Source organism: Insolitispirillum peregrinum (assembly GCF_900156605.1).
Taxonomy (GTDB): domain Bacteria; phylum Pseudomonadota; class Alphaproteobacteria; order Rhodospirillales; family Rhodospirillaceae; genus Insolitispirillum; species Insolitispirillum peregrinum.
The window spans coordinates 11,879-37,245 of sequence record NZ_FTOA01000002.1 but is presented as its reverse complement, the minus strand read 5'-3'; the positions used below and the strand labels follow the sequence as shown (position 1 = coordinate 37,245).

Below are 25,367 nucleotides of genomic sequence, written 5' to 3'. Positions count from 1 at the left end.
GGCGGAACACAAGCAGTATCCATAAAAAACGGGGGCCCTTGTGATCCCTGTTCAAGCGCGGTGATTTTTGATGTCTGATTCGCAAAACATCCCGACCTGGCACGGCACGACCATTCTGTCGGTGCGCAAGAACGGCAAGGTGGTGGTCGCTGGTGACGGTCAGGTGACGCTGGGCCACACGGTGGTGAAGTCCAATGCCCGCAAGGTGCGCCCGCTGGGCGATGGTTCGGTGCTGGCCGGGTTTGCCGGGGCAACAGCGGATGCCTTTACCCTGTTCGAGCGTCTGGAAGCCAAGCTGGAAAAGCATCCCGGCCAACTGACCCGCGCCTGCGTCGAGCTGGCCAAGGACTGGCGCACTGACCGTTACCTGCGCCGTCTGGAAGCGATGATGGCGGTGGTTGACCGCGATGTTTCGCTGATCCTGTCCGGCACCGGCGACGTGCTGGAACCCGAAGACGGCATCATCGGCATCGGCTCCGGCGGTTCCTATGCCCTGGCGGCGGCCCGCGCCCTGATCGACATGCCCGATATTGACGCCGAAGCGATTGTCCGCAAGTCGATGGCGGTGGCCGCCGACATCTGCATTTACACCAACCATAATGTTGTGCTGGAGAGCCTGTAATCATGTCGTCGTTCAGCCCGCGCGAAATTGTTTCCGAGCTTGACCGGCACATTGTCGGCCAGAACGAGGCCAAACGGGCGGTGGCCATCGCCCTGCGCAACCGCTGGCGGCGGCAGCAGCTGCCGGAGGGGCTGCGGGAAGAGGTGCTGCCGAAAAACATCCTGATGATCGGCCCGACCGGTGTCGGCAAAACCGAAATCGCCCGCCGACTGGCCCGGCTGGCGCAGGCGCCGTTCATCAAGGTCGAAGCGACCAAGTTCACCGAAGTCGGCTATGTCGGCCGTGACGTGGACAGCATCATCCGCGACCTGCTGGAAACGGCGATCACCGAAACCCGCGACCGCATGCGCAAGAATGTCGAAGTGCGCGCTGAAGCCAACGCCGAAGCCCGCGTACTGGATGCTCTGGTGGGGGAAAACGCCAGCGAAGGCACCCGCCAGACCTTCCGCAAAAAGCTGCGCGAAGGCCAGCTCGACGACAAGGAAATCGAGCTGAACGTGCAGGACACCAGCGGCATGACCATCCCGTCGATGGACATTCCCGGCATGCCGGGGGCGCAGATGGGGATGCTGAATCTGGGCGACATTTTCGGCAAGGCGCTGGGCAACCGCACCAAACCGCGCAAGATGACGGTGGCCGAGAGCTATCAGGTTCTGCTGCGCGAAGAAGCCGACAAGCTGCTGGACGAAGACGCGGTGGTCAAGGATGCCATCCGGTCAGTGCAGGAAGATGGCATTGTTTTCCTTGACGAAATCGACAAGATCGCCGCCCGGCAGGAAGCGCGGGGTGGCGACGTTTCGCGCGAGGGCGTCCAGCGTGACCTGTTGCCGCTGATCGAAGGCACCACCGTCAATACCAAGCACGGCCCGGTGAAAACCGATCACATCCTGTTTATCGCTTCCGGGGCGTTCCACCTCGCCAAGCCGTCGGACCTGCTGCCCGAATTGCAGGGCCGTCTGCCGATCCGGGTCGAGTTGCAGCCGCTGCGCAAGGAAGACTTCCGCCGCATCCTGATCGAGCCGGAAGCCAGCCTGCTGGTGCAGTACAAGGCGCTGCTGGCGACCGAAAAGGTGACGCTCGAGTTCACCGACGAGGCCATCGACGCGCTGGCCGATCTGGCCGCCGACATCAACCGCAGTGTTGAAAACATTGGGGCGCGCCGTCTGCACACCGTGCTGGAGCGCTTGCTGGAAGAGATTTCCTTCAGCGCCACCGACCGGGGTGGCGAGACGATCACCATCACCGCCGATATGGTGCGCGAGCGTGTTGGTGCGCTGGCGGTGAAGGGCGACCTGTCGCGCTTCATCCTGTAAAAAAGAGACGGCCCCAACCGACCCGAACAGCATCACCGCGCCCGGCTGCCCTGTGAACCATCAGAACAGGCTGCGGAAACGGGTGATGCTGTAGGGTGCCGGATCGACCACCGGCGGGCGACCGTCGATCAGGTCCGCCATCAGCAGCGCCGAAGTGGCCGAACAGGTCAGTCCCAGATGGCCGTGCCCGGTCGCATAGAACACACCCTGATGTTTTGCTGACCGGCTGAGCAGCGGAATGGTATCCGGGAAGGCCGGTCGGTGCCCCATCCACTCGCTGGCCTCGGCGCAGGCCAGTCGGGGCAGGGCCCGCTGCGCGTGGCGGACCAGCACTTTGGCCCGCCGGTAATCGGGCGGCTTGTCGAGGCCCGCCATCTCCACCGTTCCTCCCACCCGGATACCGCCTGCGGTCGGGGTGACCATGAAGGCATGGGCGGGCCAGATCAGCGAATGATGCAACGCGATGTCCGGGGCCATGATCTGGGTGTGATAGCCGCGCTCGGTTTCCAGTGGGATCGGTTCGGATAACAGGCGGGCCAGTTCGCCGGTATGCGCCCCGGCACACAGAACAGTCGCCGACACCGCCAGCGAACGCCCATCGGCCAGACGGATGGCATTCACCCCGCCTTCCTGATGGTCAAATCCGACCACCCGGCCAGTGATCATCGTACAGCGCCCGCTGGCCTGTGCCTGTTCGGCCAGTGCCACCACCAGCCGGTACGGGTCGCGTACTGACCGGTTGTCCGGCAACAGCACCGCCCGCGCCAGAGTCGGCGACAGGGCCGGTTCCAGCTCCACGGCTTCGGGCCCACGAAGGGGCTGAAAGGGCAGGCCCTGATCCTGCAACAGGGCGATATGGTCGGCATCCCGGCGGTATTCGTCATCGCTGGCATACAGGCACAGACAGCCGGTGGAACTCAGGTGGTCGTCCAGTCCGGCCCGGGCCAGCATCTGTTGCATGTCCCCCAACGCCCGCCGCGCCAGAACGGCCCCGGCATCGGCCAGCGCCCGCACCCTGCCGGGCAGGCTGGCCAGCAGGAACCGCCACGCCCAGGGGATCATGCGCGGCAGGTATGCCGGGTCAAGGCGAACCGGTCCTTCCGGGTCCAGCAGCCATCCGGGCATCTGTGCCCAGATGGCCGGACGCGAACCGGGGAGAAATTCGGTGACGGCAATGCTGGCCATATTGCCGAACGAGGCCCCTTTGCCGGGTTCCTCTCGTTCCACCAGAACCACCGCATGACCTCGGCGGGTCAATTCACAGGCGATCGCCGTACCGATGATACCGGCACCGATCACCGCAACAGGGAGCGTCTTTACAGCAGACATGGTGAAACTTCCCGATCAGGACAAGGGACGGAAACAGTGGCAATCCCGTCGGTGTCCTGCCAGCGACTTTTCCTCAAGACATCAGTCGTTCCTGGAATAGAGTGCTGCGCCAGAAAGATGATTTAGAGCGTTTTCATACTGAGCGAAAACGCTCTCGTCCGGCTTTCAGCAGTCCGACAGACATGCTCGCATCAGAAAGACGCCCGTGATATTGTCCGACCGCTTTTTGAGAACAAGGATTTGATCCCGTGGCAGCCAATTTTCAGAAACTGCAGGCCGCATCCCGTGCTTTCTGGCATTCCTTGCGCCGTTCCCTGCGCGATCACCCACACCTGCTGACCTCGCCGTCACAGCCACGGATTGATGATACTTTTCTGGTCGAATTCCCCAAAAGCGGCATTACCTGGCTGACGTTCCTGATTGCTTCGGTCAATTTGCAGAAAAGCGGTGTGGACCGAAAGCCGACCTTCTTTGCGATCAATGATACGGTACCCGACATTCACAGCTCGCGGCATCTGCCACCGCCGCTGCCGTTTCCGGGGCACCGCATGATCAAAAGCCATGCGCCTTATAATCCATTGTATAACAAGGTTATTTATCTGGTCCGCGACCCCCGTGACGTGATGGCCTCGTACCATGCCTTTGCCAGTAAACTGGGCTGGTATCATGGCTCGCTGGGCGAGATGATCCGGGACCGGGAGTTCGGGATCGAGGCCTGGTGCGCCCACGCGCAAAGCTGGCTGACGCAGACCCGCCCCAGCGTGTCGTTCAGCGTTGTGCGCTATGAAGACCTGCTGGCCGATCCGGCAGCGGTCCTGCGGCATGTTTACGAGCTGCTTGGCTTTGCGATTGAAGAGGATGTCATTCAAAAAGCAGTGCAGGCGGGCTCCTTTTCCGTCATGAAGGAAAATGAAGCCTTCTGTGCCGAAAAGAACCTGACCTTGCCCAAAGATTTTACCTTTGTCCGCAAGGGAGGCAGTTCGCACAAGGACGCGATGACCACCGAACACACCGACTACATCAACCGGGTGGCCGGGGACACGATGAAGGTGTTTGGCTACACCGTATAGAGCAGTGAGCGCAAAAGTGGGAACCGGTTTTGCGCATCATCACTGCGGCACATGAAATAGAGCAGTGAGCGCAAAAATGGGAACCGGTTTTCGCACACTGGTCTCGCCTGTTTATCGGACCTTGCGGATTCCGGGGCGCTGAAACAGCGGCAGGCCATAGCGTTTGGCAAACAGCTTCAGGCTTTTCAGGTGCATGGAATGGGCGGGGGTCCAGCGCAGGCTGCCACTGCTCTGGCGACGGTGGTCGTGGATAAAGCGAACCGCTGGCAGCAACTGGACCCGATACCCGTGCCGGTGAACGCGGGCGCACAGGTCTACGTCATCCATATAGAGGAAATAGGACTCGTCCATCGCGCCGGCCTGTTCGAACACATTCCGCCGCACGATCAAGCCGGTTCCCATCACCCAATCCACATCAAAGGGGGCTGTTCTGGGATGGTCCATCAGCAAGTGGCTGCGGTTGAGCCGGTTGAACGGGAAAAGGCGTTTCAGAGGTGACCTGCGAACCGCCACATCCAGTGCCGAATAAAATGTCCGCGCCGAATATTGCAAAGACCCGTCAGGATTGATCAGCTCTGCCCCCACCAGTCCGACATCCGGATGCGCGTCCAGATAGGTCAGTGCGATGTGTAAATTGGCGGTTTCAGGGACGCAATCGGGATTCAGTACCAGAATGTAAGGCGCCGTCCCGGCGCGTGCGCCGATGTTCACCCCGGACCCAAATCCGCCATTGGTCGGTGACAGGATCAGGTCAACTTCGGGCGGCAAGGTCTCTTTCAGACGCTGCCCCGATCCATCGGGCGACAGATTGTCGACCACGTGAATATTTTGTGGCCGGACTTGCCCTTGTTCCAGCAAACGGGTGACGCACTTCATCGTATCGTCGTAGGTTTTGTAATGTACAATGACAATATCGACGAGCGCCGAGTTGATCATACTGGCCGCCTTGTTCGTATCATCACACATGCAACACCCTGACATTCAAGCGTTTTCCCAATGGGGGCTCACTCTACCACGCAGCGAGCAGGGAGGCCAGTGCCGAGCATGTCGCAGCCGCAGGGGGACCGCGTCATGATGTGATGCGGGCACGGTATGCTAATGACATGAAAATAAACATGATTTCTATGGAGTTCGGGTTTTTCCCCCGTACGGTTCCCCCAAGTACCCCTATGGAGTCTCAGACTGATAAATACATGGTGGCCGCAAATGGACAGGAAAAAAATCCTTTACGCATCGACAGATCGTCTTCTGCCGTAAAATAATGCCCTGATATCAGCCTTTATGGTCGGCCATGATTTCACGACTCTGGATGAAATATACTTCTGCAAGCCGGAAGCCTGATGCAGTTTGCCCCATTATTTTCGCCTCTCCTGCGTGGTGCCGCATATGCTTTTTTTTGTGTGTTGCTAAAATAGCACAGGCTGGCATCCCTGCTCCATCAATGGGTGCCTGACTTGGTGTCGGAGTGGAATCGTGTTGTATCCCATATGGATAAGGTCTTTTGTGTTGGGCTGTGGTGTCGCCCTTATCCCTTTCCAGCACCGGCTGCAGTGCGGGATATGCACGGCATTGCTTCGGGAAAAGAACGCGTAACGCGGTTGTTTTACTGGCGCAAATCGGGCATATATGGTCTGCAAATCCCTTTACTGACAGGTGGTGACATGTCTGTGAAAAAACTCGTTCTCGCTTCTGTTATGGCTGCCAGCATGGCGCTGGCTCCGGCTCTGGTTCATGCGCAGGCCGCTGGTGGTGCTGCTGGTGCTGGTACGACCGGTAGCGGCGCTGGCGCGGGCGCTGGTGCCGGTGCGGGCGCTGGTGCCGGTGCCGGTGCGGGCGCTGGTGCCGCTGCTGGCGCCGGTGCTGCCGGTGCTGCTGCTGGTGGCATTGGTATTGGTGCCGCCGCTGCTGCTGCTGGTGTTGCCGCTGCCGCTGCCGTTGGCGTTGCCGTCGCTGCCAGCAGCGACAACAACAACAACACGACCTCTGGGACCACTGGTACCTCGGGTACCTCCGGAACCAACTAAGCTACCCTGCACCGCCTGTGCTTTTCTGGTCCGTCCAGGGAAAGCTGCCGAAGGTGCCCCTCTGTGGGGCACCTTCCCGGTGTCTCGATCGTTGAAGCCCTTGACGTGGCTTCATTTGGGTGAGGCTGAAATCAACGCCTGTAAGCGGGCGATCATTTCAGGCGCATCCCACTCGGTTTTTCCAAACAGACGGGCGACTTCACGCCCTTCGGCATCCAGCACCATCGACACCGGCAGGCCCGGTGTTTGCAAGGTCTGGCTGATCGTTGACTGCGGGTCCAGATAGGCCGTCAGGTGTGTAAGCCTGTTGGTTGCCAACCACGGAACAACCACCCCTGCCCCGCCCTTATCCTGACTGATGGCCACCACGGCAAAACGCTCGCCTCCCAGCTTGCTTTGCAAGCGGTCAAGCGACGGCATTTCCTTCACGCACGGCGGGCACCATGTGGCCCACAGGTTCAGCAGCACCACCTTGCCGCGAAACGATGACAGTTTCAGCGGTCGGTTGTCACCATCGCTAAAGGCCAGATCGGGCATTTGACACGGAGGTTTGGTCTCGATCAGGCGGTTGATGGTGGTCGGCAATAACGGCGTCGTTGCCAGCGAGCACGCCTGTTCCGGCGTCTGCGCATGGGCCTCCCCTCCCATAAGACTTGCAACCGCCGCTACAATAGTGACAATCGCCAGCATCCCTTTGCCCCACCGTTGGGGTGTGTTTCCGGCCTGATGCCTGTGTGCAAGGGTCGGGCGGTTGTGTCCTTCAGCATCGAGATCAGCGTCCATGAGCAACTCCTCGTCCTCCTCAACCAGTCAGATTTGGGGCGGCCGCTTCAAGAGCGGGCCGTCGGCGGTGATGGAGGCGATTAATGCTTCCATTGGCTTTGACAAGCGCCTGTACCGTCAGGATATCGCCGGATCGCGCGCCCATTGCAAGATGCTGGCGAAGGTTGGCGTGATCACCGAAGCTGATCGGGACGCCATTCTGGACGGTCTGGCGCAGGTCGAGCAGGAAATTGACGCTGGCACCTTCGAGTTCTCCAGTGCCCTCGAAGACATTCACATGAACGTCGAAACCCGCCTGAAGGCACTGATCGGCGAACCGGCGGGGCGTCTGCACACAGCCCGGTCGCGCAACGATCAGGTGGCGACCGATTTCCGCCTGTGGGTGCGCGAGGCCTGTGACCGGGTGCAGGGGCAGTTGCAGGCGTTGCAGAACGCCATGATTACGCAGGCGGAACAGCATTACGCCACCGTCATGCCGGGCTTTACCCACCTGCAGGCCGCCCAGCCGGTGACCTTTGGCCATCACATGCTGGCCTATGTCGAAATGTTTGGCCGCGACCGCAGCCGCTTTGCCGATGCCCGCGCTCGCATGAATGAATGCCCGCTGGGCTCGGCGGCGCTGGCTGGCACCGGCTATCCGATTGACCGCGAGATGACCGCCCGCGAGCTGGGCTTTGACCGCCCGACCTACAATTCACTCGACTCGGTGTCGGACCGCGACTTTGCGCTGGAATACATGGCCGCAGCGGCCATTACCGCGACTCACCTGTCGCGTCTGGCCGAAGAGCTGGTGATCTGGACCTCGGCGCAATTCCGCTTTGTCCGCCTGCCGGATGAGCTGTCGACCGGCTCGTCGATCATGCCGCAAAAGCGCAATCCGGACGCCGCCGAACTGGTGCGTGCCAAGGCCGGGCGGGTGATCGGTGATTTGAACGCCCTGTTGATCGTTATGAAAGGGCTGCCGCTGGCCTATTCCAAGGACATGCAGGAAGACAAGGAACCGGTTTTCGAAGTCTCGGACACCCTCGACCTGTGCATTACCGCTGCTGCCGGGATGATTGCCGACCTGACGGTCAACGTCGCCCGCCTGCGCGATCAGGCCGGGGTGGGCTATACCACGGCGACCGATCTGGCTGACTGGTGCGTGCGCAAGCTGAACGTGCCGTTCCGCCGGGCGCATGAAATCGCCGGGGAGCTGGTGAAGATGGCCGAAGATCGCGGCGTGGGTCTGGAAGACCTGTCGCTGGCCGATCTGCAAAGCATCGAAGCCGGGATTACCGAAGACGCCCTTGCCTGCCTGACGGTGGAATATTCGGTGGCCGCCCGTGCCAGTTATGGCGGCACGGCGCCGGATAACGTCAAGGCGCAGGCGGCTCTGGCCCGTCAGCGTTTTGTCGATAGCGAAGGAAACGGTTGATGAAAGCGGGCGTGCAGTTGGCACTCACGCTGCTGGTGGTGCTGGCACTGGCTGCACCGCTGGCGGCCTGCGGGAAAAAGAGCAGGCTTGAAGCCCCCGAGGGATCAACCTATCCCCGCGATTATCCGACTCAATGACCCCTTTCCGGGGCGCAAGACTGCGTCCCGGTTGCCCCCCTCTGGCAGCCCCGCGGGCTGTCGCGCTTTGCAAAGGTTTTTGGGACCATGCATCATTTTCACTATCGTAACGGTCGCCTGTACGCCGAAGACGTGGCGATTGACGATATCGTGCAGGCCGTTGGCTCGCCGGTTTACATCTATTCGACGGCTACCCTGACCCGCCACTTCCAGGTCTTTGCCGACTCGCTGAAAGAGTTTGGCGGGCTGGTCTGCTTTGCGGTGAAGTCGAATGGCAACACCGCCGTCATCCGCACGCTGGCCCGTCTGGGGGCTGGTGCCGATGTCGTTTCAGGGGGCGAACTGATGGTTGCCCGCGCCGCAGGCGTCCCGGCTGAGCGGATCATCTTTTCCGGTGTCGGCAAAACCCGGGCGGAAATGGAACTGGCGCTCGACGAAGGCATCCACCAGATCAACGTCGAAAGCGTGCCGGAACTCGATTTGCTGAACGAGGTGGCGCTGGCCCGTGGCGTCAAGGCTCCGGTGGCGCTGCGTGTCAATCCTGACGTCGGTGCGGGTGGTCATGCCAAGATCACCACCGGCAAAAAGGAAAACAAGTTCGGCATCGACTGGACGGCGGCTCCGGCGGCCTATCGTCATGCCTGTTCCCTGCCGGGTCTGGACGTCAAGGGCGTTGCCGTTCATATCGGCAGCCAGATTGCCGACCTGCAGCCGTTTGAGGATGCCTTCCTGCGCGTGCGCGATCTGGTGCTGATGCTGCGTGCCGATGGCATTTCGCTCAGCCGGATCGATCTGGGCGGTGGTCTGGGTGTTCCCTATGAAGACGGCAACGACATCCCGCCGCCGCCGGAATACGCCGCCATCGTGCGGTCGACGCTGGGCGATCTGGGGTGCAGCATCAGCGCCGAGCCGGGCCGCCTGATCGCGGGCAATGCCGGGCTGCTGGTCTCGGAAGTGATGTTCATCAAGGAAGGCTCGACCCGCACCTTTGCGATCGTCGATGCGGCGATGAACGATCTGGTTCGTCCGGCGATGTACGAAGCTTTCCACGGCATCATTCCGGTTGCCGAACCGGTCCCCGGCGAAGCCACCATTGACTATGATGTGGTTGGTCCGGTGTGCGAGACCGGCGACACCTTTGCCAAGCAGCGTCCGCTGCCGCCGCTGAAGGCCGGGGACCTGATCGCCTTCAAGACCGCCGGGGCCTATGGTGCCACCATGTCCAGCCAGTACAACGCCCGTCCGCTGGTGCCGGAAGTGCTGGTGGATGGAAACCGCTTTGCGGTGGTGCGTCGCCGTCCTACCTTCGAGGAAATGCGCGCTCTGGAGCAGGTGCCGGAGTGGCTGGCGTAAAGTAAAGCCTCGAGTAAAGCCGTGCGGCACGACAGGCGGCGATCAGCAGGGTGAGATCAGCTCATCAGGGGAGGGAGTTCATGGGTCATCCTACACCGGTACCTCCGTCCCTGCCTGACTGGCCTGCCCTGTTGGGGCCAGAGGAAGGCCGTCGGCTGTTGCGCCGGCTGGCCCTGTGCCGACTGGCGTTATGGGCTGAACGGCTGACTGCCGCGCTGTGGTCCAGCCTGACGCTTGCCGGGCTGGTATTGGCGCTGTTCCTCAGTGATGGCCTGCGCCTGTTGCCCGGCTGGCTGCACGCGGTGGTTCTGCTGGCTGTGGTCATAGCCCTTGGTCTGCTGCTTGTTGGTGGTCTGCGGCGTTTACGGCGGCCCACCCCTGACGAGGTGCTGGCCTTTGCCGAGGGCACCACGCCGCATCAGCCGCTGACCGCCCTGCGCGATTCCCCGCTGACACCGTTAACGGCCGATCCGCTGACCGCCGCTCTGTGGCAACTGCATCAACAACGGATGCTGGCTGCCGTGCGGGCCCTGCCGCTCCGCTGGCCGCGCCCGGTGCTGCCCGAACACGACCCGTGGGGCCTGCGGGTGCTGCCGGCTTTGGCGCTGGTGGTGGTGGCCCCGCTGGCGCTGGACGATCCGCTTACCCGACTGGCGCGCGCCTTTCAACCGACCCTGAGCTGGGGCAGCGCTACCGAACCGGCAACGGCAACCGTTTGGCTGACGCCCCCGGCCTATACCGGCTTGCCGCCGGTCCAGCGCAGCACCCGCACACCGGCTGAGGCGCCCGTGCGTGTCCCCGAGGGTAGCCACCTGCTGGTGTTGGTGCAGGGGGCTGAGCATCCGGTGGTGCGGATCGACTCCGTGCCGACCGATATTCCTCCGGTCAGTGAAGGCACCGGCAGCCACCGCCTCGACCTGCTGCTGACCAGTGAGAGCAGCGGTGAAATCCGGCTGGAGATTCGCGATGGCAGGCACACCATTGCCTCCTGGCCGCTGGAGATTACCAAGGACCGTCCGCCACAGATTGTGCTGGTTGATGATCAGCAGGGGCCGCCCCCCAATGGGCCGGGCGGTGTCCTGCAGGAACCCTATCTGGCGCTGGATGATTATGGCCTGACCAGTGTCACTGCCGAAGTCACCGGCCCGGATGGCCGCACCCGCCAGCTTTCCCTGCCGGTGCCCACCGCCCGGCGCGAGGCGGGCAAACCGCTGCGCTATCAGGGACAGGCGCGGCTGGATCTGGCCAGTGATCCGCTGGCCGGGCAAGACGTTGACCTGCGTCTGCTGGTGCAGGATGCCGCCGGGTCGGTCAGCGCCACCGCCACCGTGCGGCGGACCATCCCGGAACGGGTATTCCATAATCCGCTGGCCCGCGAGGTCGCCGAATGGCGGCGCCGCTTGCTGGCCGACTATGCGGCAATTCACCTGCAAGCCGCCGAGGGGCTGTATCAGATCGGCCAGAATCCGGCCATCCGTGATTTCGCCAGTCTGCTGGGGTTACGGGTTGCGGCCTCGGCGCTGTCTGCCCCGGACAGTGGGCGACTGGAGGCCCGTGACGCCAGCCTGCTGTGGGCCATTGCCCTGCGGCTGGAAGACGGTGACCGGGCCGATGCCGAGCAGGCGCTGGCGGCGGCAGAAAAGGCGCTGGATGACGCGATTGCCGCCAATGCCGACCCGCAAACGATTGCCGAGCGGGTCGATGCGTTGCGGCAGGCGGTTCAGGACTACATGCAGGCGGTGCTGTCGTCTTCGTCGGCGGCCTACATGATGCATCAGGGCGAAGCCGTCGATCTGGAGGCGCTGGGCAGTGACAGCCCGCAGATGGACCTTGATGCGATGCTGCAACAGTTGCGCGCCCTTGAAGAAGCCGGGGCCCGCGAGGCGGCCGATGCCTTGCGGGAAAAGATCCGCCAGTCCTTGCAAGCCTTGCGCTCGGCTCAGGCCCCTGATCCGGCGGCGTTGAAGGCAATGGCCGAGACCATGCAGCAACTGACGGCGCTGGCCCGGCAACAGCAAGAGCTGCTCGACAGCACATTCTCCAAAAGCACCAGCGATCCTTCTGACGATGCGGCCAGCGAGATGCAGGCCCACCAGACTGCCTTGCGCGACAAACTGCTGGACACGATGGCCAAGGTGGCAGGCCAGGCCGGTGGGGCGGCTCCTCCCTCGCTGGGGCAGGCGGAACAGGCGATGCAGCAGGCGGGCAAGGCGCTGGGGCAGGGACAATGGTCCAAAGCCACCGACTGGCAAGGCAAGGCTCTCGAGGCCCTGCAACAGGGCCGCCAACAGGCGCAGCAACAGATGTTGCAGGCGATGGGCGGCGGCAAGGGGATGATGGTCCTGCCCGGCGGTGGGCGCAAACGGGCAGGGGGCAATGGCCCGTTGCAAAACGGCCCGGCTGTCGACGACGGGACGGTCAAGGTGCCTGCGACCGGCGACGTGTCCCGTGGGCGGGAAATCCTGCTGGAACTGCGCCGCCGGGCCAATGATCTGTCCCGGCCACAGGACGAGCGGGATTATATCCACCGGCTGTTACAGCAGTTCTAGAGCAAATCCCGAGCAGATGGACACATCTGTGACGACGTATTTGCTTAAATAACAAGTCATTAGAGCATTTCTCGTGATCCTTGGAGACCGAGAAATGCTCTAGACCAGCGTGCGTTAAATGTGACGCCACAGTACACGACAGTTGGGAAACAAGGACGTGGAGCGCTGCTCCACACCTCGCCGGGGCCAGTCGGCCCCAGACCCCATTTCTTTGATTATAAAAGAAAAATGGGGGTTCGGGGCCTCAGGCCCCGAGCAGGTCCGGGCGGCAGCCCGCTCTTGTTTTCAAACTGTCGTGTACTGTGGTCACATTCACGCACGCTGCTCTATGCCGGAAAGGCCATCAGGAACGCCATCAGCTCGGCCAGCCGGTCGCGGTCGGCCCGGTACAGCAGGTGGCGACCCTGACGACGGCTGACGATCAGACCGGCGATGCGCAGGTCTTTCAGGTGAAAGGACAGGGTCGAGGACGGGATACCGAGTTCGGTCGCCAGTTCTCCGGCAGGGAGTTCCCCATGACGCAGCAGGGTGCGAAAGATATCCAGCCGGGCCTGATGGGCCAGCGCCGACAGGGTGGTGGTGGCAGCAGGGGTATCCATTGAAACGATCATTCCAGAATAATCGAAGATAGCACGGTACCAAACGCCATCTTCGGCAGGTCGTCAATCGTCCTTTGGCAATAACACCGTCAGGCCGTCAGGCAGGGAGCGCATTTCATAATGCAGCTCGGCCAGCATGGTTTCACTGATCGCATCCCGTTGTTGCGGGCCGCCCAGCAGGGCGATCACCGGGCCAAAGGTGGCCATCGCCCGGCGGGCCAGACGCAACACCCGCAACGAGCTGAGCAGCGGCCCGACCACCACCAGATGGATCGCCTGGATATCGCTTCGTTCAACCAGCAGGTCGAGGCAATCGGCAGGCGTTTCGCCGCCGCTGAGGACCAGCACCTGCCCCTTGGGGCCGACGGCCTTGGCCAGAGCGGTTTTCCATTCACTGCCCAAGGCACCGACGCGCACCGCCACGCCCCCCAACGGCAGCAGGGTGGGCAGATCCTGTTCGGGAGGATAATGGGCGGGTGCGGGACGGTTCATGATCATGCTCTCAGGTCAGGGATGATCTGGTTCAACTGTCCGGTGTTTCCACCGCTTTGTCCAGCGCGTTTGCGGGGGGCGTTTCTGCACCGGTGTAAAAGGCAGGCCATTCCCGCTGCACCACCTCGCCATCGCTGCGCAGGGCATAGCAACTGTCGAGAATCCCCGGCTTGTGGTCGGCGGCCTGCTCGCGGCGCTTTTTCTCGCGGGCGGGGAAAATGGTCTGGAAAGCGGTGGTGGCGATGGGGCGCAACAGCTCGCGCAGGTGGGTGCAGCCCGCCGCGCCGTCAAACAGCGAGCGGATGGCACGGTCAAAACCCTTGCCAATCTGCAGGCCCTTCAGGCGGTCATAGGCCGGGGCAATGTCCGGGCACTGGCGAAACGGGCCGTGTTCGGTCACCGCCTGTGCATCGACGATGGTCAGATCGTCGTCACAGGTGACCCGCAGCCACATGCCATGCAACGGCTCGCCGGGCTCGATCCGGCCGCGGTCATGGTTGGCAAAGCCATAGGTCTTGGTATCGACCATCCGGGCTTCGATATCCCACAGCCCGTCGTCGCGCTGATAGCCATAACACTCGATCGAGCGACGATGCAGCAGGCGACGCGGCGCGCCGGAGTCAACGGGAGAAAGGGTCTCGGTCATGGTCAGCCTTGCAGACAAAAAGAGAGCTTCTGCCTGCAAGGCTAAGACAAGGGCGTTTACGATGTCACGCGCACACTGTAGGTCAGGGTGGTTGACCCAGCGGCGGGCAGGGCAATCGACCACTCGGCGCGGCTGGCATCCGGGCTCTGATGGGCAGCACTTTCAGCCGTGATCGACCAATCCCCCGGCAGCGAGTCGATCACCTTGACCGTGACCGGAGTGTTTTGCGCATTGCGCAGGACGATCTTGTAGGCCGCTTCATAGGTGTTGTCGGAGACCTTGCGGAAACTGGTCTGGCTGCGGGTGACACCGATGTCAAAGGCTTCGCCCAGCGCCAGCCGCACCGCTCCCTTGTCCGAGGTCGAGGCGATACTGTCTTCGCCAAGGAAGCGGGCCGCCCCGCTGCTGTCGGCACCATAGACCCGCGCCGTCCCGGCAGGCAGGGGGGCCGACAGGCCTTCGTTGCGGAACGACAGGATTTGCGCCGGGTGGCTTTCTTCCCCGGAGCGTGAACCATAGCTGGAGCCACGGATTTCATAGAGGACTTCGGCGGGCAGCGAGGTGGTTTGCAGCAGGGCGAACTGGCGGGTTTCACCGTCGGCCAGCGTCACCTTGCCCGGCAGGGTGTACAGGTGATAGCCGCCCAGGCTTTCCCGCTGCGGGGTGCTGTCCTGCGGTGCCGGAGCCGCTGCCCCGACCCGTTCGGCCTTCATCATCATCGGGGCGGGCATCGGGACCGGCTCGGCCCGATTGACCTGCCCGGCAATCAACGCCACTTTGGCTTGCGACCATGCCGCGCCGCTGCCGTTGGTCAGGGTGGCCCAGGTGGTCAGGGCCACCGACTTGCCGCCGGGGGCGAGGGTCAGCACATGGTCGGCATGCCAGCTCAGCCCGCCACTGAGATAGCGCAGCACCACATCCTGCTCGCCATCGGGCATGCCCTGCACCACCGCGCTCAGGCGGGGGGTGACGGCCAGACCGGCGGGAATGCCGGAAAATTCCGGCTGGCCGGGCAGGCCACTGATCACTGTACCATTGTTGTCCAGCAACACATCCGGCTGGGCGCGCAGCAGGCGCATGGTCTGACGTTGCGGGGCTCCGGTGGGGGAGGTCTGAACCACGGTGATGGTCTGCCCGACATTGGCGCGCAGCAACTGCTGCAGGTCCAGCGGCGGCTGATAGCTTTGTTCGCGCACCACCGCACCCTTGGGAACGCTGACCTGCACCGAGGTTGGAAGCAGGTCCTGTGCCACGCCATCAAAGGCCAGTGTCCCGCTTCCACCGGCAAGGCTCATCCGGCGGTGGTCTTCGACCAGGGTCAGGCCATTCTGGTAAACGGTCAGTGCCACATCGGGCGAGCTGGCCGTTTCGGCATGGGCCAGCACCGGCAGGATCGAGGCCGCCGAGGCCAGCAGGGTAACGGCAAGAGACGGGCGCGCTTTCATCGGAGTCCTCATGAGTCAGAGGGAAGGAGAAGGGGGAGTGGTCGGTCGAACGCAAAGCATGCTATAGCAGCGGTCGACACCCTTCTGTTTGCACTGAAAACCGGGGGTGTGTTCATCCGCATTCAATTCAGCATGGTATGACGGCAGGACTATGGCGATCGATAGTCTTTTTGGTGTTTTTATTCTGGTTGGTGGTCTGGGCCTTGCCGGCGGCGCGGTGTTCCTGTTCCTGCGCAGCAACCAGCCACGCCGTTCGGATGGCGAGATGGTTGAACCGGGGTTCGGGCCGGGCTTTGGGCGGGGTCCGTCCCGTGGCGAACCTGCTTTTGAGGGGGGCGGAGACCAGACCTCGCTGGCCTATCGCCTGAGCCAGTCGCAGGCCGAGCTGGCCGGGCGTCTGGCGCACATGGCCGAGGTGCAGGCCGCCCATCAGGCCCAGCTTGCCGAGCAGTTGCAGGCGCAGGAACGCCATGTGACCCGCGTGCTGGAAGAACGCCTGGCCGACGTCATTCAGCGTGTTGGCGAAGGCTTGCTGGTCAGCAGCGAAAAGGCCGCCGCCCAGATGCATGACCTGCGCGAACGGCTGGCGGTGATCGACGCCGCCCAGCGCACCATCACCGACCTGTCGAGCCAGATCGTCAGCCTGCAGGACATCCTGTCCAACAAGCAGGCGCGTGGGGCCTTTGGCGAGGTGCAGTTGCAGGATCTGGTGCAGGACATCCTGCCACCATCGGCCTACAGCTTTCAGGCGGTGCTGTCGAACGGGCGGCGGGCCGACTGTCTGCTGGTGTTGCCCAATCCGCCGGGGGTGATCGCGGTTGATTCCAAATTTCCGCTGGAAAGCTATTACGCCCTGCGCGATGCCACCGACGACGCCAGCCGCCAGAGTGCCGCCAAGGGATTGGCCAGCGATGTGCTGAAGCACGTCAAGGATATTGCCGACCGCTATATCGTTCCCGGCGAAACGGCGGACTCGGCGCTGATGTTCCTGCCGTCCGAAGCGGTCTATGCCGAGTTGCACGCCCATTTCCCCGATGTGGTGGCCAAAAGCCACCGGGCGAAGGTGTGGATCGTCAGCCCGACCACCCTGATGGCGACCCTGAACACCGTCCGGGCCATCCTGAAGGACGCCCGCATGCAGCAGCAGGCAACAGTCATCCAGCAGGAAGTCCTGCGCCTGCTGGAAGACGTGCGGCGGCTGGATGGCCGGGTCGGCAAGCTGGCCAGCCATTTTTCACAGGTGCAGGAAGACGTCCGCCAAATCCAGATGAGCACCGACAAGGTGCTGCGGCGGGCCGACAGCATCGAGCAGGTTCAGGTCGGTGAGGTGGACCAGCCAGAGGAGCACCCCGGTGAGTTACCAGCCAACCCGGTGTGATCGGGTGCGCTGACCGCTGGCAGGTCCGGCGTTATTGTCCCTTTGGACAGGGACGATCGGCCATGCTGGGGTCGCACAGGCCAAAGTGCTTGAGGGTTTCAATCGCCACGTCCGACGCTGGGCCGGTGATCGGCGAGGTCTTTTGAGCATCGAAGCGGGCGGTTCGCCAGGTGCGCTGGGCGACGTACAGGGCCTTGTTGCCCTGCACCAGCCGGAAGAACGAGGTTTCGCCGGTGCCTGCCTGTGCCTGATTGCCACAGGCCATGATCCAGAATGCCGAGGGATAGCCGTTGGAAACACCGGTCTGCATCTGGCCGATGCGGACCGTTTCGCAGCTTTTCCGGTAGCTGGTGCTGTAGCGTTCGTAAAAGCTCTGGGCGGGCAGGGCGGTCATGCCCTGGAACACCTGAATCGACAGCATGTCCGTCCACTGGGTGGCATTCTGTTCCTGCGGGACATAGGCAACGATGTCGGCACCTTGCTGGCGGGTGCGGACCACTTCTTTCCAGCCATCGGGAATGCGCAGGAAAAACTGCTCGCCCTGCGGCGGGGCGACGCCGGTGGGCTGCTGCTGGGCTTCGGCGGCGGAGACACCGCTCAGCAGTCCCAACGCCAGCCCGATGGTTTGCAGGCCACGGCGAATCCGGTTTCTGGCAGGGGAGGTGAGGGGTGCGCGCACGGGAAGGCTCCTTGGAAGAACCCGGAGGACGACTCCGGGGAAAAAGTCCGCAGGCAGAGGCGCGGTAGATTGCCATTCTGCCAAGAGTGCCGCTACTATGCCGCAAATCCTGCGCTGGGGAAATGACCAGCTCTTTTGATTGCCCCCTTGATGTGACATCGGAAAGCCCCACCAATGCAGAAAGTCCTGCTCTGGTCCTATTATCTCTGTGCGGTCTGTGGTCTGGCAGGCAGTGTCTGGCTGGGCATGGCCTTTTACACGGCGATGCAGGCGACCCCCGAGACCTCTGCGGAACAGGCGATGGTGATTGCCGTGGTGGTGGGGGTGATCAGTCTGGTGGTGACGGTGGCCATGCCGCTGATTGCCGCCGGACAGGTGAAATACCGTCGGGGCATGCTGTTTCCGATGATCTATGCGATCCTGATTTTCGCCCTGATCCCGGTGGGTCCGCTGGTGGGGATCACGCAGGTGGTGCTGGCGTGGAAGCTACATCGGCCAGTGTAGGGGGCCAGTGTAGGGGGGGGGCCTGTGTGGGCTTCAGGCGCTCAGCAGGGTGGGTCTGCCGGTCTGCCCCGGCGAGATGATTGACACCGAGGCCAGCTTGTTGGGCGAGATTTTGGCTTCCTTTTTCATCACCGCGATGACTTCTGAAATGTCGTCGATGCTCCCCGGGGCATGGCCGCGCGGGATATGGACCAGTGCGGCGCTGGCGGCCAGCAGCGGCATGTGGCGCTGGTTGCCGTCGCGGTCCTTGGCGACGATGTAGCCGCGGGCACGGGACTCGGCGTCATAAAAGCTTTCGACCTCCTGCCGGAACCGCTCGATGACATGGCGGATCAGGGCCTGCGCGTCGTCAAATTCGACATCGCGGAAGGCGGCAAAATAATCGTCGCCGCCGACATGGCCGATAAAACAGCTATCGCGCGGCAAATCCTTGTTCAGGATGTCGGCAAACAGGGTGATGGCCCGATCACCCTGCCGGAAGCCGTAGGTGTCGTTGAACGGCTTGAAGTTGTCGAAGTCGATATAGGCGATGACATAGGACGCCGAGCGGTCGGCCATCGCGCCGCCGAGAAACTCGTTGATCATCGCATTGCCGGGCAGTTTGGTCAGCGGGTTCTGATCGCGCGCCATCGCCAGATTTTTCTCGTTGAGAATGCGCAGCAACGAACGGGCGGACAGAAAGCCCTGATACTGGCCATCCTGCACGATCAGCAGGCCCTCGGAGTCTTCGTCAGCAGAGAAAATTTCGAGGATTTTTTCCGCCGGGGTGTTGATGTCGGCCACCGGGCAGCGGACCAGAAAGCTGCTGAGCTGACGGCCATAGCCCTTGTTGGTCAGCAATTCCCGGCCAAAAGGCGAATAGGCATAGGATTTCAGGTCGCTTTCGCGCAGCAGGCCGAGCGGCTCCTGCCGGTCATTGATCACCGGGAAAAAGCTGACCGCCTGTTCGTGACGGACCCGTTCAAACACCGCGCCCAGATCGCTGTTCACATCAATCGGGATGATGTAATCGACTTCCTGCTGGATCAGCTTTTGATCGGAGCGGCCTCCCCGGCGGTCTTGTGCGTTCAGCCGGTCAATCACCCCGCAGGAGCAGGCGGTGCTGGGGGGCTGAAGCTGCGGAGCCGCCAGCAGGTAGCCCTGAATCAGGTCACAGCCGATATCCTTGCACAACAGGTATTCCCGTTCGTTCTCGACGCCTTCGGCGATCACCTGCACCCCCAGCAGATGGGCGAGGTTGACCATGTGGCGGAGAAAGACTTTCTTGCGAGTGTCCCGGCGCAGGTCGGCGATGAAAAAACGGTCGATCTTGATGTAATCGGGCTGGGCGAAATACAGCAACGGGAAACCGGCCGAGCCAGTACCGAAATCATCAATCGCCAGTCTTCCGACCGCCTGCCGCAGGATGTCGAGCCCCTGGGTCATCCGCTCGGACAGGGTGCCCGGCAGGTGTTCGGAAATCTCCAGCACCAGCGCGGTTGGTTGCAGGTCCTGCCGGCTGCGGATGGCCGACAGCAATTCGGCCAGATAGGCGGCATCATGCAGGCTGCGGCCATCAATGTTCAGGAACAGGCGCAGGTCCTGATAATCGGCATGCTGCTGAAAGGCGATCATGGCCTTTTCGTGCAGGGCGGCTTCGACTTCGACCAGACAGCCGCTTTTGTAGGCGTCTTCGAGGACGGCCTGAATCGAGCCATACCCCAGCCGGTCATAACCGCGCATCAGCGCCTCAAGGCCGATGCAGCGGGCCGAATGGATGCTGGCAATCGGCTGAAAGGCGATCTCTAGCTGGTCCATGATTGCCAGCCAGCGCGGCGGCAACGGCACCACCGAACGGTGGCGGGCAAAAACCGGCTGATACACCTGCGGGCGATGGTCGTTGTCCGGCAGGTCGAGGCAGGCATCCTGTTCGCGGGCAGCAAGTTCCTTGAGAAGAACGGCTTTGGTTGAATAGTCCCTGCTCGCAGGCATCGCGGGCCCCTTTGCTTGGTCGTAAAGAACCCCGGCACAGCCGGAGAGGGACGGATTGCGCCCCGTATATTGTCGCACTGTCGCGGGAAAAAGCGGCGGGCGCTTTTCAGCCGATGTGCGAGCGACCGGGGTCGATTAAAAAGAACGGGAGGGGAAGGTCAAGCACGCCCACCGGGCGACATAAAAAATTCACATCGCCCGATGGTGCGCTTTGGCCGTTGGCTCTTGACCAAAAAGGGGAATTCTATTGGCGTGCCAATGACAAGACCGCCTTCACCACCGCCTCGGCACCATCGGCAATCTGGCTGATGGTGGCATCGAGCATGTAGCAGGGGGTGGTTGCGATCTTGTTGGCGGCATCAATCACCACTTCCCCGTGGGTGGTGGCGCTATGGGTGCCCCCCATGGCGGCAATGGCCTCGGCGGTGCCACTGTCGCTGCCGATGGTGACAGTGACCGATTTCAGGACACGGGTGATCAGGGCCGGAGCAATGCACAGGGCGCCGATCGGCTTGCCAGCGGCATGGGTGGTGCGGATGGCCTGTTCAATGTCGGGATTGACGGTGCAGTCCGGGCCGTCAAAGGCAAACGAGCACAGGTTCTTGGCCGCCCCAAAGCCGCCGGGGAAAACGATGGCATCAAAGTCGGCGGCCTGATAGTCGCCGAGCGGGGCAATCCTGCCACGGGCAATGCGCGCAGACTCGACCAGCACGTTACGGCTGGCCCCATCGTCCGGCTGACCGGTCAGATGGTTGATGACGTGATGCTGGGCCACATCCGGGGCAAAGCACTGCACCGTTGCCCCCTGTCGCGACAGGGCCAGCAGGGTCAGGACGGCTTCATGGATTTCCGCCCCGTCATACACGCCACAGCCAGACAGGACGACCGCCACTTTGGGGGCGGCTTGCGAAGCAGACATCAGGAGTCCTCCGTAAGGTTTCTGAGTGGTCCCCCAAAGTGCGCTCTTTTCATGCTGGCGCAAAGGGGGTAGGGAGTCTTGTCCGGCTTGTTCTGCATCAGAGAGGTTCACCATGTCCACTCCCGCTGCCCGTGCCTATCAGGCCCTGAGTGATCGTTTCCGCCGCCTGAGCGCCCTGGAAGACGCGATGGGGATGCTGTCGTGGGACCGGTCGGTGATGATGCCTGCCGGTGGGGCTGCGTCGCGCGCCGAAACGTCGGCGGCGCTGGCCACCCTGCACCATGATTTGCTGGTTGATGGCCATGTCGGGGACTGGCTGGATGAGGCAGCGGAAGGGGCGGCAGGGCTGACCGCGTGGCAGGCGGCCAACCTGCGCGAAATGAAGCGGTCCTACATTCACTCTACTGCCCTGTCCGGCGAGCTGGTCGAGGCGGTGTCGCTGGCGGCCTCGGAGTGCGAGCATGTCTGGCGGACGGCGCGGGCGGAGTCGAACTTTGCGCTGGTGCAGCCAACGCTGACCCACCTGCTGGGGCTGGTGCGCGAGGTGGCGCAGGCCAAGGCGCAGGCGCTGGGCGTGTCGGCCTATGATGCCCTGCTGGACGAATACGAACCCGATGGCCGCTCGGCAGACATTGACGTGCTGTTCAGCGAGCTGGAAGCCTTTCTGCCGTCGTTCCTGCCGCAGGTTCTCGCGGCGCAAGGGGCCGAGCCTCCGGCACCGCAGGGACCGTTCCCGGTGGCGACGCAAGAGGCCCTGTGCCGCCGCCTGATGCAGACGCTGGGGTTTGATTTTGACCATGGCCGTCTTGATGTCTCGACCCATCCGTTTTGCGGTGGCACGCCGCAGGATGTGCGCATCACCACCCGCTACCGCGACGACGACTACAGCGGCTCGATGATGGGCGTGCTGCATGAAACCGGCCATGGCCTGTATGAACGCGGACTGCCGACCGAGTGGGCCGGGCAGCCGGTCGGCCGGGCACGCGGGATGAGCATCCATGAAAGCCAGTCGTTGCTGATGGAAATGCAGGCTTGCCGGTCGCGGGAATTTGTCACCTATACCGCTCCGCTGTTGCGGGAGGCGTTTGGTGGCAGTGGCCCGGCATGGGAAACCGACGCCCTGTACAAGCGGGCGATTCGGGTCGAGCGGGGGTTTATCCGCGTCGATGCCGATGAAGTCACCTATCCGTTGCACGTCATTTTGCGCTATCGGCTGGAAAAGGCCCTGATCGAAGGCCGGATGGAAGCCGCCGATCTGCCGGATGCGTGGAACGCGCTGTTCCAGTCGCTGGTCGGGGTGCCGGTGCCGGAAGATCGCGTGGGCTGTTTGCAGGACATCCACTGGTATGATGGCGCGTGGGGCTATTTCCCCACCTATACGCTGGGGGCGCTGACCGCTGCCCAGCTGTTTGCCGCTGCCGTGGCTGCCGATCCGCAGATTCCCGCCGGTCTGGAGCGGGGCGACTTTGCGCCGTTGCTGGCATGGTTGCGTCCGAATATCCACGCGCGGGCGTCGTCGCTGTCAACCCGTGACCTGTTGATTGCCGCCACCGGCAAGCCGTTGTCAACCGAGGCGTTCAAGGCTCACCTCCAGCGGCGCTATGCGGTGTAAGGGGGGCTTACGCGCCCCTGACAAAGTAACATCTGAGACAAATCGTCTCATGGGCTGAGTTTGTTAACGAATTATAGGTGGGATGGCAGAATACTGCCGGACAGGGAACTGTATATGATCGGCACACGGTGAGGTGGGCCGAGGGGATTGGCTGTCTAACAGGCCAATGGGCGGGCTGTGTCGTGCCCGGCTCCAGCAGTTGGGGAGGATACCGCGCATGTCAGGCCGCTCCTTGAAGGCCAGCAGGGTCAAAGTGATGATGACGGCCGGGGCCTTCTCCGGTGTCTTGTTGCTGTCTGGCGCGCTGATCGGGCTTCCCGCCTCCTCTGTTTGGGCCGGAGCGGCTCCGGCTGAAAGTGCGGATGGCTCCTTTGATGCTGGCCTGAAGGCCTGGCAGAACGGTGATTACGCCCTGGCGGCGCGGGAATGGCAAAAAGCCGCCGAAGCCGGGCAAAAAATGGCGGAAAGCGGTAAAGGTGCCCCCGAACCGGGCCAGATCGCGGCAATGCGCAATCTGGCGCATCTGTACCGCTGGGGGCGGGGCGTGCCGCGCGACCCGGAAAAGGCCCGCGAGTGGTACGAACGGGCGGCCAATCTGGGCTTTGACCGGGCGCAGTACAATCTGGCCGTGATGTACATGGGCGACTCCGGCATTCCTGCCGACTATCCCAAGGCTGCTGAATGGTTCCAGAAAGCGGCTTCGCTGGGCAGCCTGCCGGCGATGGTGGAACTGGCGCGGTTGCTGGAAAAGGGTCAGGGCGTGCCGCGTGACCCGGAACGGGCGCTGCGCTTGCTGGAAAACGCCGCCGAGGCCGGGCACGAGGGCGCGCGCGCCGAACTGAAGCGGATGCGCGAAGCGCAATCCGACAGTCTGGAGGCGGGGGCTACGGCCTCGGTGGTGGTGAACCCGTCCGCCGTCGATGAGCCGGTGGCGACCAGTCCGGCAAAAGCCGAAAGTCCGGCGCCGGTGGAAAAGACGTCCGAGCAAAAAAGTGAAGAGGCCCGCAAGGCGCTGGCCGAGAAGATAGCGGCCCAGAAAGCCGCAGCGGAAGCGGCGGCGGCAGAAAAACGTCAGGCCTTTGTAAAGGCGACGGCCGAAAAAGCTGCGGCGGACAAGGCTGCTGCTGAGAAAGCTGCCGCCGAGAAGGTCGCTGCGGAGAAGGCTGCGGCTGAGAAAGCTGCTGCCGAGAAGGTCGCTGCGGAGAAGGCTGCGGCTGAAAAGATTGCCGCCGAGAAAGTCGCTGCGGAGAAGGCTGCTGCTGAGAAAGCTGCTGCCGAGAAAGTCGCTGCGGAGAAGGCTGCTGCTGAGAAGGTCGCTGCGGAGAAGGCTGCGGCTGAGAAAGTTGCTGCCGAGAAGGTCGCTGCGGAGAAGGCTGCGGCTGAAAAGGCTGCCGCCGAGAAAGTCGCTGCGGAGAAGGCTGCGGCTGAAAAGGCTGCCGCCGAGAAAGTCGCTGCGGAGAAGGTTGCGGCTGAGAAAGCTGCTGCCGAGAAAGTCGCTGCGGAGAAGGCTGCGGCTGAGAAAGCTGCTGCCGAGAAGGTCGCTGCGGAGAAGGCTGCGGCTGAGAAAGCTGCTGCCGAGAAAGCCGCTGCGGAGAAGGTTGCGGCTGAAAAGGCTGCCGCCGAGAAGGTCGCTGCGGAGAAGGCTGCGGCTGAGAAAGCTGCTGCCGAGAAGGTCGCTGCGGAGAAGGCTGCGGCTGAGAAAGCTGCTGCCGAGAAGGTCGCTGCGGAGAAGGCTGCTGCTGAGAAAGCTGCCGCCGAGAAGGTCGCTGCGGAGAAGGCTGCGGCTGAGAAAGCTGCCGCCGGGAAGGTCGCTGCGGAGAAGGCTGCGGCTGAGAAAGCTGCCGCCGAGAAGATCGCTGCGGAGAAGGCTGCTGCTGAAAAGGCTGCCGCCGAGAAGATCGCTGCGGAGAAGGCAGCGGCTGAAAAGGCTGCTGCCGAGAAGATCGCTGCGGAGAAGGCAGCGGCTGAAAAGGCTGCCGCCGAGAAGATCGCTGCGGAGAAGGCCGCGGCTGAAAAGGCTGCCGCCGAGAAGATCGCTGCGGAGAAGGCAGCGGCTGAAAAGGCTGCCGCCGAGAAGATCGCTGCGGAGAAGGCAGCGGCTGAAAAGGCTGCCGCCGAGAAGATCGCTGCGGAGAAGGCTGCGGTTGAGAAGGCTGCCGCCGAGAAAGTCGCTGCGGAGAAGGCTGCGGCTGAGAAACTCGCCGCTCAGAAAGCCCCGACTCCATCGGGCAAGGCTCCGACCGTCAAGGCGATTGAGGTTGCCCCGCAGGCGGTGGATGGCTTTATGGCCCACCTCGGCCAGTTCCGCTCAAAAGCCGAGGCGGAACGGGCCTGGATGGCTTTACAGGGGAAAGTCCCGGCGCTGGCACAGGCTCAGGCGATCGTGATCAAGGGCTTTACGCCGGATCAGGGCTATTCCTACATGCTGTATGCGCAGACCACAGACAATGCCGCGCTGGTGTCACTGTGCAATGCGGTGACCGCCCAGAAGGGTGCCTGTGAAATTCATCGCTTTTACCGTTAGG

At 62.8% G+C, this 25,367-nt stretch carries 22 protein-coding genes; 12 read left to right on the top strand and 10 right to left on the bottom strand.

Annotated elements, in window-relative coordinates; translation table 11 throughout:
* The first annotated feature begins 70 nt into the window (after positions 1-70).
* Both hslV and hslU read left to right on the top strand, forming a co-directional pair.
* On the top strand, positions 71-622 hold the full coding sequence (gene hslV, locus BW995_RS04185) for an ATP-dependent protease subunit HslV (RefSeq protein WP_076398971.1): 552 nt from the start codon (positions 71-73) through the stop codon (positions 620-622).
* Between the two features lie 2 nt (positions 623-624).
* Positions 625-1,935, top strand: coding sequence for an ATP-dependent protease ATPase subunit HslU (hslU, locus tag BW995_RS04180; RefSeq protein ID WP_076398970.1), 1,311 nt, complete (start codon positions 625-627; stop codon positions 1,933-1,935).
* Positions 1,936-1,995: 60 nt separating this feature from the next.
* Here the strand turns inward: hslU and BW995_RS04175 are convergent, their stop codons facing one another.
* Entirely contained in the window at positions 1,996-3,264 is a 1,269-nt protein-coding gene (locus tag BW995_RS04175; protein WP_076398969.1) for an NAD(P)/FAD-dependent oxidoreductase, read from the bottom strand.
* Positions 3,265-3,512: 248 nt separating this feature from the next.
* On the opposite strand from BW995_RS04175, the gene BW995_RS04170 reads away from it, so the two are divergent.
* Positions 3,513-4,334, top strand: coding sequence for a sulfotransferase domain-containing protein (locus BW995_RS04170; RefSeq protein ID WP_076398968.1), 822 nt, complete (start codon positions 3,513-3,515; stop codon positions 4,332-4,334).
* 111 nt (positions 4,335-4,445) lie between these two features.
* Here the strand turns inward: BW995_RS04170 and BW995_RS04165 are convergent, their stop codons facing one another.
* Complete coding sequence (locus BW995_RS04165; RefSeq protein WP_175616983.1) at positions 4,446-5,300, bottom strand: glycosyltransferase family 2 protein; 855 nt, start codon at positions 5,298-5,300, stop codon at positions 4,446-4,448.
* 695 nt (positions 5,301-5,995) lie between these two features.
* On the opposite strand from BW995_RS04165, the gene BW995_RS20720 reads away from it, so the two are divergent.
* Complete coding sequence (locus BW995_RS20720) at positions 5,996-6,358, top strand: hypothetical protein (RefSeq protein ID WP_175616982.1); 363 nt, start codon at positions 5,996-5,998, stop codon at positions 6,356-6,358.
* A gap of 111 nt (positions 6,359-6,469) precedes the next feature.
* Here BW995_RS20720 and BW995_RS04155 read toward each other — a convergent pair whose 3' ends face one another.
* On the bottom strand, positions 6,470-7,006 hold the full coding sequence (locus BW995_RS04155; protein ID WP_175616981.1) for a TlpA disulfide reductase family protein: 537 nt from the start codon (positions 7,004-7,006) through the stop codon (positions 6,470-6,472).
* Between the two features lie 133 nt (positions 7,007-7,139).
* Here BW995_RS04155 and argH point away from each other — a divergent pair, with 133 nt between their 5' ends.
* The 4 genes from argH (at position 7,140) to BW995_RS04140 (ending at position 12,597) form a co-directional block, all read left to right on the top strand.
* On the top strand, positions 7,140-8,558 hold the full coding sequence (argH, locus tag BW995_RS04150) for an argininosuccinate lyase (RefSeq protein ID WP_076398966.1): 1,419 nt from the start codon (positions 7,140-7,142) through the stop codon (positions 8,556-8,558).
* Positions 8,558-8,695: a hypothetical protein gene (locus tag BW995_RS20715; RefSeq protein ID WP_175616980.1), complete on the top strand. Its 138-nt coding sequence runs from the start codon at positions 8,558-8,560 to the stop codon at positions 8,693-8,695. Before argH ends, BW995_RS20715 begins: the two co-directional genes overlap by 1 nt.
* A gap of 87 nt (positions 8,696-8,782) precedes the next feature.
* Entirely contained in the window at positions 8,783-10,048 is a 1,266-nt protein-coding gene (gene lysA, locus BW995_RS04145) for a diaminopimelate decarboxylase (RefSeq protein WP_076398965.1), read from the top strand.
* Between the two features lie 80 nt (positions 10,049-10,128).
* A complete protein-coding gene (locus BW995_RS04140) occupies positions 10,129-12,597 on the top strand; it encodes a DUF4175 domain-containing protein (protein ID WP_084194572.1) in 2,469 nt (822 codons plus the stop codon).
* 326 nt (positions 12,598-12,923) lie between these two features.
* On the opposite strand, the gene BW995_RS04135 is transcribed toward BW995_RS04140, so the two are convergent.
* The 4 genes from BW995_RS04135 to BW995_RS04120 form a co-directional block, all read right to left on the bottom strand.
* Positions 12,924-13,196, bottom strand: a complete 273-nt coding sequence (locus BW995_RS04135; protein WP_076398963.1) for an ArsR/SmtB family transcription factor — start codon at positions 13,194-13,196, stop codon at positions 12,924-12,926.
* Between the two features lie 63 nt (positions 13,197-13,259).
* Entirely contained in the window at positions 13,260-13,688 is a 429-nt protein-coding gene (locus tag BW995_RS04130; protein WP_139332754.1) for a hypothetical protein, read from the bottom strand.
* Positions 13,689-13,719: 31 nt separating this feature from the next.
* Positions 13,720-14,334: a DUF2889 domain-containing protein gene (locus tag BW995_RS04125; RefSeq protein ID WP_076398961.1), complete on the bottom strand. Its 615-nt coding sequence runs from the start codon at positions 14,332-14,334 to the stop codon at positions 13,720-13,722.
* A 56-nt stretch (positions 14,335-14,390) separates the two neighbouring features.
* Positions 14,391-15,779 (bottom strand): DUF4139 domain-containing protein, encoded by a 1,389-nt coding sequence (locus BW995_RS04120; RefSeq protein WP_076398960.1) that lies wholly within the window; start codon positions 15,777-15,779, stop codon positions 14,391-14,393.
* 151 nt (positions 15,780-15,930) lie between these two features.
* Here BW995_RS04120 and BW995_RS04115 point away from each other — a divergent pair, with 151 nt between their 5' ends.
* On the top strand, positions 15,931-17,157 hold the full coding sequence (locus BW995_RS04115; protein ID WP_245821278.1) for a DNA recombination protein RmuC: 1,227 nt from the start codon (positions 15,931-15,933) through the stop codon (positions 17,155-17,157).
* Positions 17,158-17,188: 31 nt separating this feature from the next.
* On the opposite strand, the gene BW995_RS04110 is transcribed toward BW995_RS04115, so the two are convergent.
* Entirely contained in the window at positions 17,189-17,836 is a 648-nt protein-coding gene (locus BW995_RS04110; protein WP_076398959.1) for a hypothetical protein, read from the bottom strand.
* 174 nt (positions 17,837-18,010) lie between these two features.
* Between BW995_RS04110 and BW995_RS04105 the strand changes: the two genes are divergently transcribed.
* Complete coding sequence (locus tag BW995_RS04105; protein WP_076398958.1) at positions 18,011-18,340, top strand: hypothetical protein; 330 nt, start codon at positions 18,011-18,013, stop codon at positions 18,338-18,340.
* Positions 18,341-18,373: 33 nt separating this feature from the next.
* Here the strand turns inward: BW995_RS04105 and BW995_RS04100 are convergent, their stop codons facing one another.
* Positions 18,374-20,311: a bifunctional diguanylate cyclase/phosphodiesterase gene (locus BW995_RS04100; RefSeq protein WP_245821276.1), complete on the bottom strand. Its 1,938-nt coding sequence runs from the start codon at positions 20,309-20,311 to the stop codon at positions 18,374-18,376.
* 244 nt (positions 20,312-20,555) lie between these two features.
* The gene (elbB, locus tag BW995_RS04095; protein ID WP_076398957.1) at positions 20,556-21,230 is read right to left on the bottom strand and encodes an isoprenoid biosynthesis glyoxalase ElbB; all 675 of its coding nucleotides are present in this window, start codon (positions 21,228-21,230) and stop codon (positions 20,556-20,558) included.
* 112 nt (positions 21,231-21,342) lie between these two features.
* Between elbB and BW995_RS04090 the strand changes: the two genes are divergently transcribed.
* Entirely contained in the window at positions 21,343-22,842 is a 1,500-nt protein-coding gene (locus tag BW995_RS04090; protein ID WP_076398956.1) for a carboxypeptidase M32, read from the top strand.
* 457 nt (positions 22,843-23,299) lie between these two features.
* The gene (locus tag BW995_RS21405; RefSeq protein WP_175616979.1) at positions 23,300-25,366 is read left to right on the top strand and encodes a tetratricopeptide repeat protein; all 2,067 of its coding nucleotides are present in this window, start codon (positions 23,300-23,302) and stop codon (positions 25,364-25,366) included.
* Position 25,367 lies beyond the last annotated feature (1 nt).

Excerpts from the sequence above, each read along its gene's own strand:
- BW995_RS21405 (WP_175616979.1), top strand. The coding sequence starts at position 23,300 with ATGGCGGAAAGCGGTAAAGGTGCCCCCGAACCGGGCCAGATCGCGGCA.
- BW995_RS04175 (WP_076398969.1), bottom strand. The coding sequence starts at position 3,264 with ATGTCTGCTGTAAAGACGCTCCCTGTTGCGGTGATCGGTGCCGGTATC.
- BW995_RS04105 (WP_076398958.1), top strand. The coding sequence starts at position 18,011 with ATGCAGAAAGTCCTGCTCTGGTCCTATTATCTCTGTGCGGTCTGTGGT.
- BW995_RS04165 (WP_175616983.1), bottom strand. The coding sequence starts at position 5,300 with ATGTGTGATGATACGAACAAGGCGGCCAGTATGATCAACTCGGCGCTC.
- BW995_RS04125 (WP_076398961.1), bottom strand. The coding sequence starts at position 14,334 with ATGACCGAGACCCTTTCTCCCGTTGACTCCGGCGCGCCGCGTCGCCTG.
- BW995_RS04115 (WP_245821278.1), top strand. The coding sequence starts at position 15,931 with ATGGCGATCGATAGTCTTTTTGGTGTTTTTATTCTGGTTGGTGGTCTG.
- BW995_RS04100 (WP_245821276.1), bottom strand. The coding sequence starts at position 20,311 with ATGCCTGCGAGCAGGGACTATTCAACCAAAGCCGTTCTTCTCAAGGAA.
- BW995_RS20720 (WP_175616982.1), top strand. The coding sequence starts at position 5,996 with ATGTCTGTGAAAAAACTCGTTCTCGCTTCTGTTATGGCTGCCAGCATG.
- argH (WP_076398966.1), top strand. The coding sequence starts at position 7,140 with ATGAGCAACTCCTCGTCCTCCTCAACCAGTCAGATTTGGGGCGGCCGC.
- BW995_RS04140 (WP_084194572.1), top strand. The coding sequence starts at position 10,129 with ATGGGTCATCCTACACCGGTACCTCCGTCCCTGCCTGACTGGCCTGCC.
- hslV (WP_076398971.1), top strand. The coding sequence starts at position 71 with ATGTCTGATTCGCAAAACATCCCGACCTGGCACGGCACGACCATTCTG.
- BW995_RS04130 (WP_139332754.1), bottom strand. The coding sequence starts at position 13,688 with ATGAACCGTCCCGCACCCGCCCATTATCCTCCCGAACAGGATCTGCCC.
- BW995_RS04090 (WP_076398956.1), top strand. The coding sequence starts at position 21,343 with ATGTCCACTCCCGCTGCCCGTGCCTATCAGGCCCTGAGTGATCGTTTC.
- BW995_RS04135 (WP_076398963.1), bottom strand. The coding sequence starts at position 13,196 with ATGGATACCCCTGCTGCCACCACCACCCTGTCGGCGCTGGCCCATCAG.
- hslU (WP_076398970.1), top strand. The coding sequence starts at position 625 with ATGTCGTCGTTCAGCCCGCGCGAAATTGTTTCCGAGCTTGACCGGCAC.
- elbB (WP_076398957.1), bottom strand. The coding sequence starts at position 21,230 with ATGTCTGCTTCGCAAGCCGCCCCCAAAGTGGCGGTCGTCCTGTCTGGC.
- lysA (WP_076398965.1), top strand. The coding sequence starts at position 8,783 with ATGCATCATTTTCACTATCGTAACGGTCGCCTGTACGCCGAAGACGTG.
- BW995_RS04120 (WP_076398960.1), bottom strand. The coding sequence starts at position 15,779 with ATGAAAGCGCGCCCGTCTCTTGCCGTTACCCTGCTGGCCTCGGCGGCC.
- BW995_RS20715 (WP_175616980.1), top strand. The coding sequence starts at position 8,558 with ATGAAAGCGGGCGTGCAGTTGGCACTCACGCTGCTGGTGGTGCTGGCA.
- BW995_RS04155 (WP_175616981.1), bottom strand. The coding sequence starts at position 7,006 with ATGGGAGGGGAGGCCCATGCGCAGACGCCGGAACAGGCGTGCTCGCTG.